Raw genomic sequence first — 13,791 nt, forward strand, 5'->3', positions numbered from 1 at the left:
CCCCCTCCCCCTTCTCTTCCCCATCGACAGGCACGACGGGCACGACGGTCGAGCAGCGGACCCTGACGCTTCCGGTGTCGCCGGACACCGACACCGCCGCCGGGACGACGGTCCGTCAGCGCGGCTGGCAGTTGGCGCACTGGGCGGTGGCCAATTCCTCCGCGCTGCACATCCAGAACGTCACGTACGCGGGGCGCCGCTGGACGGCCGGCAACACCGACAGCGAGTGGCGCCCGGTCCCGGCGCCGAAGGCCACGGGCACGGAAGCCGCGAGGGGCACGGGCGCGGACACACACGTGGTCCGGATCGTCACCGCCGGGTAGTACGGGCAGGCGTACGGGATGTCACCCGGAAGGGTTACTCCTGGCCGGTCCTGGCGGGACTCCGTGCGGGTTTTCGCCGAGTCGCCTCCGCATCCGTGCGCTGTCCGTCGGAACCCTTGCGAACAAAGGGCTGTCACCCGTCATGAGGATTCACCCGACTTTCGGACCGGGCGCCTTTTGCCCGTTTTTATCCGCAGCCGATAATGCGACGCATTGCCAACTCTTTACGTCGGCGCGCCGAAACCTTCAGGGGCCTTCGAGCGGTAGTCACTGCGTCCGAGTCCGGACGATCAAGAGTCAACCGACACTCAGGAGCATCATGTCCCTCCCCCTGACCCGCCGGATCGCCCGTGCAGCACTGCTCGTAGCGGCGGGAGCGGCAGCCGGGGTCGGTACGGCCGGTGCCGCCAGCGCGGCGCCCGCCGGGCTGCCCGCCACCCCGAACCTCGGCGGCCTGACCGCCCTGGACACCGCCAACGTCGGCAACACCGTCGACGGCGCGACCCAGCACGTCACCGGTCTCGCGGGCAAGGCCGGCGGCGACGCGGTCACGAAGTCCGTGCCGAAGGCGGGCGACGCCGGTGACGTCGTCGGCGACACCGCGGCGACCGCCACGAAGGGCGGCCTGCCGACGGACGCGCTGCCCACGAAGGGCCTGCCGGGCACCGGCCAGCTCCCCCTTCAGGGCCTGCCGCTGGGCTGACCCGAGCAGCGGTGAACAGGTGATGGCGGAGGGGCCCGGGGATCTTCCCCGGGCCCCTCCGTCGCTCAGCAGACAGCCGCTCAACAGACAGTCGTACGGCTGACGGTCCTACGGCTGACAGTCGTACAGCGGACGAACGTCTCTACAGGCGGGCGACCGCCGCCGCCACGCGCTCGTCCGTCGCCGTGAGGGCCACGCGGACGAACGTCTCGCCCGCCGTGCCGTAGAAGTCGCCCGGCGCGACAAGGATGCCCAGGTCGGCGAGGTGGGCGACGGTGTCCCAGCAGGACTCGTCCCGGGTGGCCCACAGGTAGAGGCTGGCCTCGCTGTGCTCGATGCGGAAGCCGTGCCGCACCAGGGCCTCGCGCAGGGCCGTACGACGGGCCGCGTACCGATCGCGCTGCTCGCTCACGTGGATGTCGTCGCCGAGGGCGGCCACGACCGCCGCCTGGGTGGGCGCCGAGGTCATCATGCCGCCGTGCTTGCGGATCTCCAGCAGCGGGCCGAGGACCGCCGGGTCACCGGCGAGGAAGGCGGCGCGGTAGCCGGCGAGGTTGGAGCGCTTGGAGAGCGAGTGGACGGACACGATCCCCTCGTACGAGCCGCCGCACACGTCCGGGTGGAGCACGGAGACCGGGTCGGCCTCCCAGCCCAGCTCGATGTAGCACTCGTCGGAGAAGATCAGCACGCCGTGCTCGCGGGCCCAGGCGACCGTCCGCGTCAGCTCCTCCTTGCTCAGCACCCGGCCCGTGGGGTTCGAGGGCGAGTTGAGCCAGAGAAGCTTCAGGCCGGCCGGGTCCAGCTCGGTCGGGTCGTCGTAGACCTCGTACTCGGCGCGGGCCAGCCGGGCGCCGACCTCGTACGTCGGGTAGGCCAGGCGCGGGTACGCGACCCGGTCGCCGGGGCCCAGGCCAAGCTGGGTGGGGAGCCAGGCGACCAGTTCCTTGGAGCCGACGATCGGCAGGACGTGGTGGTGGGTGATGTCCCGGGCGCCGAGCCGTCGTTCGACCCAGGAGGTGAGCGCGTCGCGCAGTTCGGGTGTGCCCCAGACCGTCGGATAGCCCGGCGAGTCGGCCGCGTCGACCAGCGCTTTCTGGATCAGCCCGGGGACCGGGTCGACCGGCGTGCCGACCGACAGGTCGACGATGCCGTCCGGGTGCGCGGCGGCCGTCTTCTTGTACGGCTCCAGCTTGTCCCAGGGGAAGGTGGGGAGGCGGTCGGAGACTGCGGAGGACACGGTGACTGGCTCACTTTCGGGTACTTCGGGTACTTCGGGTACGTACACGCGTACGGCAAACGCCTCGGTCCCGTACGGCGATCACGGTCGGGGTGATCGTGCCGTACGGGACCGAGGCGGCGCGGGTTGTGCGGGCCGCTCTCAGCCGTTCTGCGGCGGGAGCGCGGCGATGAAGGGGTGATCGCGCTCGATCAGTCCCAGCTTGCTGGCGCCACCGGGCGAGCCGAGCTCGTCGAAGAACTCGACGTTCGCCTTGTAGTAGTCCTTCCACTCCTCCGGAGTGTCGTCCTCGTAGAAGATCGCCTCGACCGGGCAGACCGGCTCACAGGCGCCGCAGTCGACGCATTCGTCCGGGTGGATGTACAAGGACCGGGAGCCCTCGTAGATGCAGTCGACCGGGCACTCTTCAATGCACGCCTTGTCCTTGACGTCGACACAAGGCTGCGCGATGACGTAGGTCACGCTGTCGTTCCTCCTCGATAGGGCGCGGGCGAGCCGTCTTCAGGCTCCGCCACCTGGCGCGCGGGAGCGCGGCGTCGTCGATGCCCACCTCTAGTATCTCCGTTCCGGGGCAAGATCCATACAGGAGGGGTGAACTGACCTGTGGAAATCTCCGCGGCAGGACGTCTTGAGGTCCGCATCACTGCTGCTGACGTGGGCAAACGTGTCTCTGTTCGACGGCTGAACGCAGAAGCTCCGGGTACGGAGAGGTTCACCGACACGGTCGGTGTTCTCACATCATGGGACGAAAACGCCGGTGTGCTTCTGATCACACGGCGGGACGGTGAGCGCGTCCGGGTCGCGGAGGCGTCCCTGGTGGCGGGCAAGGTCGTCCCGGCGGCCCCCGCGCGACGCCGGGGTCCCGCCACCTCGTACGAGGAGCTGGCGCGGGTCTCCGCGCGGTCCTGGCGGCCGGTGGAGAGCGAGCGGCTGGGCGACTGGGAGCTGCGGGCGGCCTCCGGGTTCACCCGGCGGGCCAACTCGGTGCTGCCCCTCGGCGACCCCGGCCTCCCCCTCGACGAGGCGCTGACCGTCGTACGGCGCTGGTACGGCGAGCGCGGTCTGCCCGCCTACGTCCAGACCGCCACCGGCGCCGAGGGCACGCAGGAGCTGCTGTGCGCGGAGCTGGAGGAGCGCGGGTGGACGCGTGAGGTGACGGCCGAGCTGTGGGTCGGGGGGCTGGCGCCCGTCGCCGACCAGGGGGACACGGGTGGTGGCGGGGTGGTGCTGTCGAGGGAGGCCGACGAGGCGTGGCTCTCCCGGTATCAGCGCAAGGGGGTGAGCGAGGTGGCGCTCAGGGTGCTCGGGAGCGGGCCGTCGGTGTGGTTCGCGACCGTGCCGGGCGGCGAGGGCGAGCCGCCGGCCGCCATCGGGCGGTGTGTCGTGGACGGGCGCTGGGCCGGTTTCGGCGCCGTCGAGGTGGACCCCGCCCAGCGGCGGCGGGGGCTCGCTACGGCGGTGATGGCCGCGCTGGCCGAGCGAGCGCTGGAGGAGGGCGCGTCGGCCGCCTGGCTTCAGGTGGAGGCCGACAACGCGGCGGCGCGGGCGCTGTACGCGGGGACGGGGTTCGCGGCACATCACTCCTACCACCACTATCGATCCGTGTGAATCGGTCGGTCCGTCGATCGGTGTGAGAGGTCAGGGTCCTGTCATGCGTTTCCCTCATCCCCTGCCGAATCCTCCGGAGCCGGGACGCTCCGCCGAGCTGCGGCGGCTGTTCGCCGAGGAGGCCCGGTCCGAGCGGCCCGATCTGGCGACGCTGTGTCTGCTGATGGGCGCGGTCGCGGACCGGGCCCTCGACGACGCCGGGATCGACGGCGTCCACATGGAACTCGACCGGCTGGCCGGGCAGTTGCCGTTCCGGCCGGGCGGGCCGCACGCCTGGGCGACGGCCCTGCGCGAACTCCTGGGCGAGCGCCACGGGTTCGGTGGCAGCCCCGCCGACTACCAGCGGCTGGAGTCGTCGCTGCTGCACGAAGTGCTGGTACGGCGGCGGGGGTTGCCGATCCTGCTGTCCGTGGTGTGGATCGAGGTCGCGCGGCGGGCGGGGGCGCCGGTGCACGGGGTCGCGCTGCCCGGACACTTCGTCGTGGGGTTCGGCCCGCTCGACGAACAGGTGCTCGCCGATCCCTTCGACGGGGGGCGGGTGTTGAGCGGGGGCGACGCGGAGCTGCTGGTCGCGGGGGCCACCGGGGAGGCGCTGGACCCGTCGATGCTGGCGCCGGCGGATCCGCTGGATGTGGTGCTGCGGGTGCTGAACAATGTGCGGGCGTGGGGGGCGGCGCGGCCGGAGCGGTCGGAAGTCTCCCTGTGGGCGGTGGAGTTGGCGCTGCTGTTGCCTTCGCATCCGGCTCGGTTGCGGTACGAGCGGGCGCAGTTGCTGGTGCGGCGGGGGGAGTTTCTCGCGGGGGCGGCTGAGCTTGAGGGGTATGCGGAGGTGGTGTCCACGTTTGACCTGCCGTCGGCTGAGCGGATGCGGGGGCAGGCTCGGGCTGCTCGGGCTCGCCTCAACTGAATTCGCCTTGGCGCCATGGGGGTGCTGTGCGTTGTCGGGTGCGGGTGCGTTGTGGCTGGTCGCGCCCACGCGGCGGAGCCGCAAATAGATACAGCCCCGCGCCCCTAGGTGGGTGGCGGCGGCCCCTGTTGACAAGTCGCCCTGATGCCGACCCGGCGAAGGACCCTTACAGCCAGCCCTTTTCTCTCGCGATCCGGACCGCCTCCGTCCGATTCCTGGCCGTTAGTTTTTGGATGGCTGTGGAGAGGTAGTTGCGGACCGTGCCCTGGGACAGGTGCAAAGTGGACGCCAACTCCGCGTTGGTGGCGCCGTTCGCTGCCGCGCGGAGGATCTCGCGTTCGCGGTCCGTCAGGGGGTTGGCGCCGTCGGCCAGGGCGGCTGCCGCCAGGGTGGGGTCGATGACTCGCTCCCCGGCCAGCACTTTGCGTACCGCTTCGGCGAGTTGGGCGGCCGGGGCGTCCTTGACGAGGAAGGCGTCCGCGCCGGCCTCCATGGCGGTGCGGAGGTAGCCGGGGCGGCCGAAGGTGGTGAGGACGACCAGTTTCAGGGACGGGAACTCGCGGTGGAGCAGGGCCGCCGCCTCGATGCCCGTGGCGCCCGGCATCTCGATGTCCAGGAGCGCGACTTCCAGGTCGGGGTGGTCCCGGACCGCCGCCAACACCTCGTCGCCGCGCGCCACTTGGGCCACGACCTCGATGTCGGGCTCCAGGCCGAGCAACGCGGCCAGCGCCTCGCGGACCATCGACTGGTCCTCGGCCAACAGGACCTTGATCATGCGGCTCATGGACGGGATCCTACGTCCGCCGGGGTGGGCGCGGTGCTTGCGGGCACCCTCGCCACCAGGCGGAAGCCGTGCTTCGTACGGCCCGTCTCCAGGGAGCCGCCCGCCTTCTCCAGGCGCTCCGCGAGGCCGGTGAGACCGTTGCCGGGGGTGGCGGGCGAGCCGCCGCCGGAGCCGTCGTCCTCGACCGACAGTTCGAGGACCGGGCCGGCCAGGGTCTGCCGGTCCAGTACCTCCACCGTGCAGCGCCGGGCCCCGCTGTGCCGTACGACGTTCGTCACCGCCTCGCGCAGCGCCCAGGCGAGGGCGGCCTCGGCCTCCTCGTCGGCGCCGGTGGGGACCGGGTCGGCGGGCAGGGCGGCCGTGATGCCCGCCGCCGTCAACGCGACCTGCGCGCCCGCCAGTTCACCGGCCAGACGGGGGCGCCGGTAGCCGCTCACCGCCTCGCGCACGTCCACCAGGGCCTGGCGGCTCACCTGCTCGATGTCGGCGACCTGCTGGGCCGCCTTCTCGGGGTGGGCCGGGAGCATCCGGCCCGCCAGCTCGCTCTTCAGGGTGATCAGGGAGAGGGAGTGGCCCAGCAGGTCGTGCAGGTCCCTCGCCAGGCGCAGGCGCTCCTCGTTCGCCGCGAGCTGGGCGACCGTGGCCCGGGCCTCGCGCAACTCGATGGTCGTACGCACGAGTTGCCGTACGCCCGCCAAGGCCGCGCCACTGAGCAGGGCGGGTACGAGGATGTCGGCCAGGGAGGAGTGGCCGCCGGGGAGGGTCAGCGCGATGGCCGTCATCAGGGCCGCCGTGGCGGGGATCGCCCAGCGGGACATGCGCAGCGGCAGGGTGGCGCCGGCCGAACTGGCCACGTACACGAACAGGACGAGCCACTCGCGGCCGAGGCTGAGGACCAGGACGGTCGACTGGGCCGCGAGGACGGCCAGGGAGGCGATCACCAGCCGGGTCGTGTCGCCACGGCCCGTACGGAAGACCAGGGCCGCGTACCAGGCGACGAAGACCGTCAGGCCCAGCCAGCCGAGGACGCGTGCGCCCGTGCTGTGGCCGCCGTGGAGGAGGTCGCTGACCGGTGCGCCCAGGTAGAACAGCCAGACGCCGATCCACAGGGACTTCATCACCCGCCGTCTGGGGGTGTTCGGGCGCTGCCCGATGCCGACGGTACTCACGCCTTCAGCGTGTCCTTCCGGTACAGCCAGGCCGCGCCGCCCGCGAAGAGGACGAACGAGACGGCCAGGATCGCCACATCCTTCGCCTGCGGGGCGTCGCCCAGCTCGATGGACCGCCCCAGGGCAGCGTACGCGTGCGTGGGAAGCCACTTCGCGATGTCCTGCAGCCATTGCGGGAAGGTCGTCGCGGGCATCCAGAGACCGCCGAGCATGGACAGGCCGAAGTAGAAGATCATCGTGATCGGGCGGACCGCGTCCCCGGTCGCCAAATAGCCGATGGCGACCCCCAGGGCCGCGAAGACCAGGCTGCCGACCCAGATCGCCCCGGTCAGCGCCAGCCACTGCCAGGCGTCCAGGCGTACGTCCTTCACCGCGGCCGCAACGAGGAAGACGATCATGATCGAGGGGAGGCTGCTCACGGCCGCGCCCGCCGTCTTGGCGAGCACATAGCCCCGGCCGGGCAGCGGGGTCAGCCGCAGTTGCCGTACCCAGCCGCTCTCGCGCTCCTTGGCGATGCGCTCGCTGTTGCCCAGCAGGACGGCCGTGAGGGCGCCGAAGGAGGCCATGGAGACCATGAAGAAGGTGGGCAGGCTGAGACCGGTGTCCCCGACCTTCGTGGTGGAGTCGGCGCTGCCCGCGATCAGCAGGAACAGCGCGGAGGGGTAGATCACCGAGAAGAAGAGGAACTTGCGGTTGCGCAGGGCCCGGGTGATCTCGAGTCGGATGAGGTCGTTCATGAGGTGCGTGCCTCCTCGGCTGCGGCGGTGAGGGTGACGAACGCCTGTTCAAGGCCCAGGCCGGCGACTTCGAGGTTGCGCGGGTAGAGGCCGAGTGCGTACACGGCGTTGACGGTCGCGTCGGCGTCGGAGGACTGGATGCGGACCGTCTGGCCCGACACGTCGAGGGCGGTGAGGAAGGGCAGGGCACGGAGCACGGCCTCCTCAATCACGGTTTCCATGTCGAAGGAGATCCGGCGGGCGCCCGCCTTCGCCTTGATCTCGGCGGCCGTGCCGTCGGCCAGCAGGCGGCCCCGGTGCAGGACGAGGACGCGGTCCGCTATGGCGTCCGCCTCCTCCAGGTAGTGGGTGGCGAACAGCACGGTCCGCCCCTGGTCGGCCTGTTCGCGCATGGTCGCCCAGAAGGCCTGGCGGGCGGTGACGTCCATGCCGGTCGTGGGCTCGTCGAGGACGATCAGGGCGCTGTCACCGGCCGTGGCGAGCGCGAAGCGGACGCGCTGTTCCTGGCCGCCGGACAGCTTGTTGACCTTGCGGTCGGCCAGCTCGGTGATCCCGGCCCGGGAGAGGACCTCGCCGACGGGGAAGGGGCGCGGGTGCAGTGCGCAGACCAGCGACACGAGTTCGCGGACGGTGACCTCGTCCATCAGGCCGCCGCTCTGCAGCATGGCACCGACGTGCCCGCCGACGATGGCGTCCCTGGGGCTCCGGCCGAGGACGCGGACCGTACCGCTGTCGGGCTGCTTCAGGCCGAGGAGCAGGTCAAGGGTGGTCGACTTGCCGGCGCCGTTCGGGCCGAGGAGGGCGACGGTCTCTCCGGGCCGGAGGGTGAGCGAGAGCCCGTCGACGGCCCGTACCTCGCCATAACTCTTGGTGACCTGGTCGAACGCGACCACTGGGGTGGTTTCCATGCACCCATCGTCTCCGCCGGCCCGGCCCGCCCGGCAGTGCCGGTGATCCTGACTGGCGGATGACAGATGTCATGCACGCGGGCCCGTACGCCGGTGGGGCGCCCGAAGTCTCCGGGCGCCCCACTGACGTACGTGCCCTTTAAGGAGCGCGGGGAACTGCGCGACAAGCCCCCACCGGGCCCGCGGCCAAAGAACCGCACACCCAGGCACCCTGCGGAGCGCTCAGCTCGGATCGGTCACGATGACCCCGACCCGGTCGGTCGTACTGACCAGCGCCGGACGCAACGCACCGATGACATCCTCGACGGTGGCCGGCGTCTTGTTGCCGTTGCCGCGAGCGATCAGCACCTGGCTGAACGTGGACCCGTACAGCTCCTTGAGCGCTTCCTTGTCGTACGCCTCGACGAGCGTGCCGTTCACCGGCTTCACCTGAAGGAACTTCCACAGGGAGTTCTTCGGGCTGAACTTCACCTCGGCCGTGCCGGTGTCCGCGCGGACGGTGACCTTCGCGGACATCGCCGGGATGGCGAACTTCTTCATCATCCGGTCGACCTCGGCGTTCGAGATCGTCGGCTCCTGTGCCTTGGTGGGCACCTGGACCGGCGTACTCGTGCCGTTCTCCACCTGGCCGCGGTAGGCGTCCTCGACCGACTTGGCGGCAGCGGCGGCGTCGATGCCCTTGCCCGCCTTGCCGTAGACGGCGACGGCCTTGCCGGACTCGAACTTGATGGTGCCGTCGCTCGACGAGGTGGCCCCGCCGGCCTCCAGCTTGAGCGCGGCGGCCAGCTTCTCCTCGTCGACCGGCATGACGGGTTCGACGACCCGCTGCTGCCCGAAGAGCGAGCCGATCACCGACACCGGGTTGTAGTCGCTGCCGGCCGCCGCCCGGACCGTGGCCTGGGTGTCGAACTGGAGCCCGGCCTGGTCCGGCTTGAGCTCGACCGTCCTGCCGTCGACGGACAGCTTCAGCGCCTGGTTCATCCGGGCGCCGAAGGCCGCGTCGAGCTTCTTGACGGCGTCGTCACGGGTGCCGCCGCCGATGTCGACGCCGAACACGGTGGTGCCCTTGGGCACGTCGGAGTGGTTCATCAGCAGCCCGGCGCCGTACACGCCACCGCCGATGGCGACGACACCGACGAACAGCAGCGTCAGCTTGCTGCGGCCCTTCTTCTTCGTCTTCTTGCCCTTGGGCGCGGCAGCGGCGGGCGCGCTCGGCGACACCGGCTCGGGCGCCTTCGGCGGGGTGTGCGGCAGCGGCCCGTCGGAGTGCGTACCCGGCCCGAACGGGGAGTTCGCGCCCGCCGGGAACGGGGCGTTCCGGTCGGTCGGGACGACGGGCATGGCGCTGGTGAGGGTGGAGCTGGAGACGTTGTCGACCGAGCCGCCGTAGCCGCCTGCGCCCGGGTCGGGGAGGTGCTTCTGCGGGGTCAGGACCGCGGTGTCCTCGCTGAGTCCGCCGACGAGGCCGCCCGTGCCGTCACCGGGGAAGGGCGGGACGACCGGACCGTCTCCGGTGACGGGACCTCCGGTCGGGCCGACGGGCCCGCGTCGGCCGGGGCCACCGGGCCCGCCGGGTGCTCCGAAGCCGTTCTGCCCGTTCTGCCCACTCTGGCCGTTCTGACCGTTGGACCCGTTCGGGCCGCCGAAGTCACTGAAGTCGCCGAAGTCGTGGGGCCCGGTGAAGTCGTTGTCGGCGGCGAAGTCGTGCTGCGGGCCGGGCCCGAACCCGTTGCGAGGCCCACCGAAGCCGTTCTGGCCACCTGGGCCACTCTGGCCGTTCTGGCCGTTCTGCCCACCCGACCCGACCTGCCCACCCTGCGTGCCCTGCCCGCCGCCCTGCCCGTTGTCCGCGAAGTAGGGCAGATCGTCGATGCGCGGCTCGCCACGGCCGTCGGCAGCCCCGCCCAAAGCATCGGAACCAGCGGCAGGAGCCGGAGCGGGAGCAGGACCAGAGCCAGGGCGGCCCTGGGTACGGGGGTTGGCGGCCGACGGGTAGCCGGACGTGGCCGTCGGGGCCGCCCCGGCCGCCAGCGCGGACACGTCGAAGGATCCGGTGCCGCCACCGTGCCCCGGCGCCACGGGACCGGCGCCGGTGGCACCGGGGAGCCCGGCACCCTTCGTACCGCCGCCCCTGGTGGATGCACCGGCGGCGCGGGGGCCGCCCGCGTTGCCGGCGGCGCCCATGACGCCCAGACCGGGGCGCGAAGAGCTCGTGGAACCGCCGTTGTTGGGACCGCCGGGGCGCGAGACGCCCACGGGGCCGGTGCCGTTGGGACCGCCCGGACGGGCACCCACTGCCACAGGGCCCGAAGCGCCGGGCAGACCGGCCCCGTTGGTCGCGCCGCCGCCCGGTGTGCCCTTGGGGGCGCCGGCCTTGCGCGGGGCGAACCAGTCGCTGGTCTTCTCCCCGGGCTGGGGCGACGACTCGGCGGACGGCTCGGCGGCACCGTTGGCCACGGGCGCGCCCGGCGTTCCGCCGTCGCCTCCCGTGCCCGTGCCGGGCCGCGCATGGGACCCGGTCTCCTCGGCGGACTCGGTCTCCGCGACGGGCGTACGCATGACGACCGGCGGAATCGGCCGGGATCCGGGGATGTTGATCCGGATCCGGGTCGTCAGCGTGGTCTCGGTCTTGGGCCCGTCCGGCTCCACGGCCGCACGGCCCGCGTCCGCACCACCGTCGGACGCCATGGGCGTGCCGTACGGCGGTGTCCCCGAGGGGTAGGCGGCACCTCCGCGCCCGTTGGGCCCGGAGGACGGACTGTCAGTTTCACGACTCAAGGCAGGTTCTCCCGGTTGGCTCCGCCGCCCGACGCGACCTCACGCGGACAGCTCGGCGGCGCGCACCACCATACTGGCCGCGTCCGGCGCGTATCCCACGACCGCTGGAGAAACCGTCACCGGACCCCCACGCGGTTGCGGCGGCGAAGTAGTACGTCACTTGCCAAGTCGGACGGCGGGACCGTCCGGTTGCCCCGTCCGGGCGAGGGTGGCACACATCACAGCGACGGCCATCCCGCCAAGAAGGAAGAGGTAGGAGCCGACTCCCGCGGCGAAGAGGAAGTCGCCCTCCGGGCGGCTGGCGGTGAGCAGGATGACGGCGACCATCCAGCCGACCACCGGCGCGACCGCCCCGGCGCGCGTGCCGACGGCACGCGCCCCGCCGAGGAACAGCCCGGCCGCTCCGCCCAGCGCGAGCAGCAGCCCGCCCGGGAACCAGGCGGCCTGGAGAAGCGCGCCCGCGGCCCCGACGAGGGCCCCGAGGACGAACAGCCCCAGGTAACCCGCCGCCCGCCCCGGGGAGGGCGCGCCAAGCGGCTGGGCCAGCAGACCGCCACCACCGCGCACGGGATTTCCGTTTGCACTCATCGCGCACCACCCTCCGCGCTCACTGCGATCCCGTCGAACAGATCGATCTCACGCACAGCAATACGCTCGGCACCCGCACCGTGCTCACCACTCACATCACGCACCAACTCGTAATACTCATCGGTGAAGAGCGGCTGGGCCTGCTGGTTGGAGAGGGCGAACCAGGGCTCGGCCACCTCGATCTGCGTGGCGTGGGCACGCATGGCGGCGGCCTTGGCGGCGGCGTACTCAGTGCCGTCGATGAGGGTGGTGACGCGTTCCGCGTCCACAACACCCGGTACGTCGCCGATGGCAGCGGCCTTGGGGAAGGGCAACCCGGGCAGCGCCTCCCGCAGAAGCGCGAAGCCTTCCTCGGCGACCGGTCGGGGTACCCGATTCCAATAGACCTTTGCGACGCTCCAGCCGGCGGCGTCGGCAAGTTCCACGGCGCGCATGGTGACGCGGTGGGCCTGGATGTGGTCGGGGTGGCCGTAGCCGCCGTCCGGGTCGTAGGTGACGACGACCTGCGGGCGGACCTCAAGGATCACCTCCACGAGGTGCGCGGCGGCCTCGTCGACGTCCGCCTGCCAGAAGCAGCCGGGGTCGTCGTTGTCGGCGAGCCCCATCATCCCGGAGTCCCCGAACCGCCCGGCCCCGCCGAGCAACCGGTGATCATCGACGCCAAGGGCACGCATGGCGGCCCCCAGCTCACTCAACCGGTACTCACCGAGGGCGGCACCACTGAGATGCGCGAGCCCGGGCGGAATGACCTCGCCCAGCTCCCCGAGGGTGCAGGTGACCAGGGTGACCAGGGCACCCTCGGCCGCGTACTTGGCCATGGTCGCGCCGTTGTTGATCGACTCGTCGTCGGGATGCGCGTGCACCAGAAGCAGACGCCGGTCGGGCAGTTCCGTCATGGGACCAGCGTACGAGGCGGCGCGGCGCAGGTCGGATGCGCCCTGGCCACGCTCAGGAGGCATCGTCCCGGTAGCGCGGCAGTCCGGTGGTCGGGATCGTCCAGTCGGCGATGGTGACGTCCTCGCCGTAGACGAAGTCCTTCCGGGTGGCGTAGCGGGGGCCGCCCGGGGTGGGGTGGATGTCGGTGAGGACGGCGCCGGTGCCGGTGCGGGGGTCGAAGATCGCGTAGACGGGGATGCCGATCAGCGGGTAGTCACGCATCTTGGTGACCCAGTCGTTGGCCGGGTTCGAGCTGGATACGACCTCGATCGCGGCGATGAGAGTACGGGGATCGAACGCCCCCTCCCCCTCCATGTCCGTCCCGGCGATCAGCATCACGTCGGGGTGACGCAGGACGCCTTCGGCTGCGTCCTCCACATCCGGGACCCCGCTGTGGGCCACGAGCCCTTCCTCCGGCATGACCTGCTCAAGGCGTCTCCGGAGAAGCGCCACGGTCAGTTCGTGGGGCCCGTTGGGCCGCACGAGGTCATGGACGATCCCTTCCTTGGTGATCTCGAATCTGCCCGGAAGGGTGTCGTCGATCGCCCGCACGAGGTCCCGCATGGCTCGGTACCGGTGGGAACCGCTTGGCTGTGCACTGTCCGGACCGGTACCCATCGCACTCACTCCTCGTCACCTTTGCGCCGGGGCAGCCGCCGGCAGACCGGACCGACAGTCCCGGCACCGACCGGGCTCGGGCGACCGGAAGGCACGCTCGCAGCCGTCGCAGTTCTGGAGGACATGCCGGACGGCCGAGGACACGACAGGCGGCCCGGCCGGTGCCCGGTACGGCGCCGGGGGCGGTAGCTGGGCGGCGAGTCGGTGCGCCAGGAAGGCGGCCGGGCGGCGCATGCCTTCGGGTGGCAGGTCGCTGACCAGCGCGTGTCGTACGGCGGTGACGCTGACGTCCCGCTCCAGCCAGGCGGCGACACCGGGCGCGAGGTGGGCCGTGTCGCAGGCGGACAGCAACAGGTCGGGGTCGAGGCGGCGAAGACCGACGAGTAGATCGGTGGCTGCCTGGAGGAGCCCCGGCCCCTTGTACGCGGGCTGCGGTACGGCGGGGAGGGGTTTGCGCGGGGTGCGCTTCTTGGGCGGGCCGGGGCTCCTCCAGGC

At 71.8% G+C, this 13,791-nt stretch carries 14 protein-coding genes and 1 pseudogene; 4 read left to right on the forward strand and 11 right to left on the reverse strand.

Annotated features, from left to right (window positions below):
* The coding region (locus AOK08_RS10620) for a VldE C-terminal domain-containing protein (RefSeq protein WP_479683319.1) at nucleotides 1-323 on the forward strand (323 nt) is incomplete at its 5' end.
* Nucleotides 324-642: 319 nt separating this feature from the next.
* Complete coding sequence (locus AOK08_RS10625; RefSeq protein ID WP_055525238.1) at nucleotides 643-1,026, forward strand: hypothetical protein; 384 nt, start codon at nucleotides 643-645, stop codon at nucleotides 1,024-1,026.
* Between the two features lie 142 nt (nucleotides 1,027-1,168).
* Here AOK08_RS10625 and AOK08_RS10630 read toward each other — a convergent pair whose 3' ends face one another.
* Together AOK08_RS10630 and fdxA are read right to left on the reverse strand one after the other, a co-directional pair.
* A complete protein-coding gene (locus tag AOK08_RS10630) occupies nucleotides 1,169-2,263 on the reverse strand; it encodes a bifunctional succinyldiaminopimelate transaminase/glutamate-prephenate aminotransferase (protein WP_055525239.1) in 1,095 nt (364 codons plus the stop codon).
* Nucleotides 2,264-2,404: 141 nt separating this feature from the next.
* A complete protein-coding gene (fdxA, locus tag AOK08_RS10635) occupies nucleotides 2,405-2,725 on the reverse strand; it encodes a ferredoxin (RefSeq protein ID WP_003985062.1) in 321 nt (106 codons plus the stop codon).
* 141 nt (nucleotides 2,726-2,866) lie between these two features.
* On the opposite strand from fdxA, the gene AOK08_RS10640 reads away from it, so the two are divergent.
* Both AOK08_RS10640 and AOK08_RS10645 read left to right on the forward strand, forming a co-directional pair.
* Complete coding sequence (locus tag AOK08_RS10640) at nucleotides 2,867-3,871, forward strand: GNAT family N-acetyltransferase (RefSeq protein ID WP_079053963.1); 1,005 nt, start codon at nucleotides 2,867-2,869, stop codon at nucleotides 3,869-3,871.
* Nucleotides 3,872-3,914: 43 nt separating this feature from the next.
* On the forward strand, nucleotides 3,915-4,778 hold the full coding sequence (locus AOK08_RS10645; protein ID WP_055525241.1) for a transglutaminase family protein: 864 nt from the start codon (nucleotides 3,915-3,917) through the stop codon (nucleotides 4,776-4,778).
* A gap of 166 nt (nucleotides 4,779-4,944) precedes the next feature.
* Here the strand turns inward: AOK08_RS10645 and AOK08_RS10650 are convergent, their stop codons facing one another.
* From AOK08_RS10650 to AOK08_RS43015, 9 genes and pseudogenes are all read right to left on the reverse strand, one after another.
* Nucleotides 4,945-5,562, reverse strand: coding sequence for a response regulator transcription factor (locus AOK08_RS10650; RefSeq protein WP_055525242.1), 618 nt, complete (start codon nucleotides 5,560-5,562; stop codon nucleotides 4,945-4,947).
* Entirely contained in the window at nucleotides 5,559-6,731 is a 1,173-nt protein-coding gene (locus AOK08_RS10655; RefSeq protein WP_055525243.1) for a sensor histidine kinase, read from the reverse strand. Before AOK08_RS10655 ends, AOK08_RS10650 begins: the two co-directional genes overlap by 4 nt.
* Nucleotides 6,728-7,468: an ABC transporter permease gene (locus AOK08_RS10660; protein ID WP_055525244.1), complete on the reverse strand. Its 741-nt coding sequence runs from the start codon at nucleotides 7,466-7,468 to the stop codon at nucleotides 6,728-6,730. Before AOK08_RS10660 ends, AOK08_RS10655 begins: the two co-directional genes overlap by 4 nt.
* A complete protein-coding gene (locus AOK08_RS10665; RefSeq protein ID WP_055525245.1) occupies nucleotides 7,465-8,376 on the reverse strand; it encodes an ABC transporter ATP-binding protein in 912 nt (303 codons plus the stop codon). The genes AOK08_RS10660 and AOK08_RS10665 overlap by 4 nt, the downstream gene beginning before the upstream one ends.
* Nucleotides 8,377-8,598: 222 nt before the next feature.
* Nucleotides 8,599-11,154 (reverse strand): hypothetical protein, encoded by a 2,556-nt coding sequence (locus AOK08_RS10670; protein WP_055525246.1) that lies wholly within the window; start codon nucleotides 11,152-11,154, stop codon nucleotides 8,599-8,601.
* A 156-nt stretch (nucleotides 11,155-11,310) separates the two neighbouring features.
* The gene (locus tag AOK08_RS10675; protein WP_055525247.1) at nucleotides 11,311-11,742 is read right to left on the reverse strand and encodes a DUF6113 family protein; all 432 of its coding nucleotides are present in this window, start codon (nucleotides 11,740-11,742) and stop codon (nucleotides 11,311-11,313) included.
* Nucleotides 11,739-12,638 carry an N-acetyl-1-D-myo-inositol-2-amino-2-deoxy-alpha-D-glucopyranoside deacetylase gene (gene mshB / locus AOK08_RS10680; protein WP_055525248.1) on the reverse strand — a complete coding sequence of 300 codons (900 nt, stop codon included), beginning with the start codon at nucleotides 12,636-12,638 and terminating at the stop codon, nucleotides 11,739-11,741. The genes AOK08_RS10675 and mshB overlap by 4 nt, the downstream gene beginning before the upstream one ends.
* Nucleotides 12,639-12,690: 52 nt before the next feature.
* Complete coding sequence (locus tag AOK08_RS10685) at nucleotides 12,691-13,296, reverse strand: Uma2 family endonuclease (protein ID WP_055525249.1); 606 nt, start codon at nucleotides 13,294-13,296, stop codon at nucleotides 12,691-12,693.
* A 15-nt stretch (nucleotides 13,297-13,311) separates the two neighbouring features.
* Nucleotides 13,312-13,791, reverse strand: a pseudogene (locus AOK08_RS43015) (helix-turn-helix domain-containing protein); the annotation flags it as partial.

This window comes from Streptomyces graminilatus, from assembly GCF_001418565.1.
Taxonomy (GTDB): domain Bacteria; phylum Actinomycetota; class Actinomycetes; order Streptomycetales; family Streptomycetaceae; genus Streptomyces; species Streptomyces graminilatus.

Bases quoted from the DNA above. Each gene is read 5' to 3' on its own strand.
- AOK08_RS10625 (WP_055525238.1), top strand. From the start codon at position 643: ATGTCCCTCCCCCTGACCCGCCGGATCGCCCGTGCAGCACTGCTCGTA.
- AOK08_RS10645 (WP_055525241.1), top strand. From the start codon at position 3,915: ATGCGTTTCCCTCATCCCCTGCCGAATCCTCCGGAGCCGGGACGCTCC.
- AOK08_RS10650 (WP_055525242.1), bottom strand. From the start codon at position 5,562: ATGAGCCGCATGATCAAGGTCCTGTTGGCCGAGGACCAGTCGATGGTC.
- AOK08_RS10660 (WP_055525244.1), bottom strand. From the start codon at position 7,468: ATGAACGACCTCATCCGACTCGAGATCACCCGGGCCCTGCGCAACCGC.
- AOK08_RS10665 (WP_055525245.1), bottom strand. From the start codon at position 8,376: ATGGAAACCACCCCAGTGGTCGCGTTCGACCAGGTCACCAAGAGTTAT.
- AOK08_RS10675 (WP_055525247.1), bottom strand. From the start codon at position 11,742: ATGAGTGCAAACGGAAATCCCGTGCGCGGTGGTGGCGGTCTGCTGGCC.
- mshB (WP_055525248.1), bottom strand. From the start codon at position 12,638: ATGACGGAACTGCCCGACCGGCGTCTGCTTCTGGTGCACGCGCATCCC.
- AOK08_RS10685 (WP_055525249.1), bottom strand. From the start codon at position 13,296: ATGGGTACCGGTCCGGACAGTGCACAGCCAAGCGGTTCCCACCGGTAC.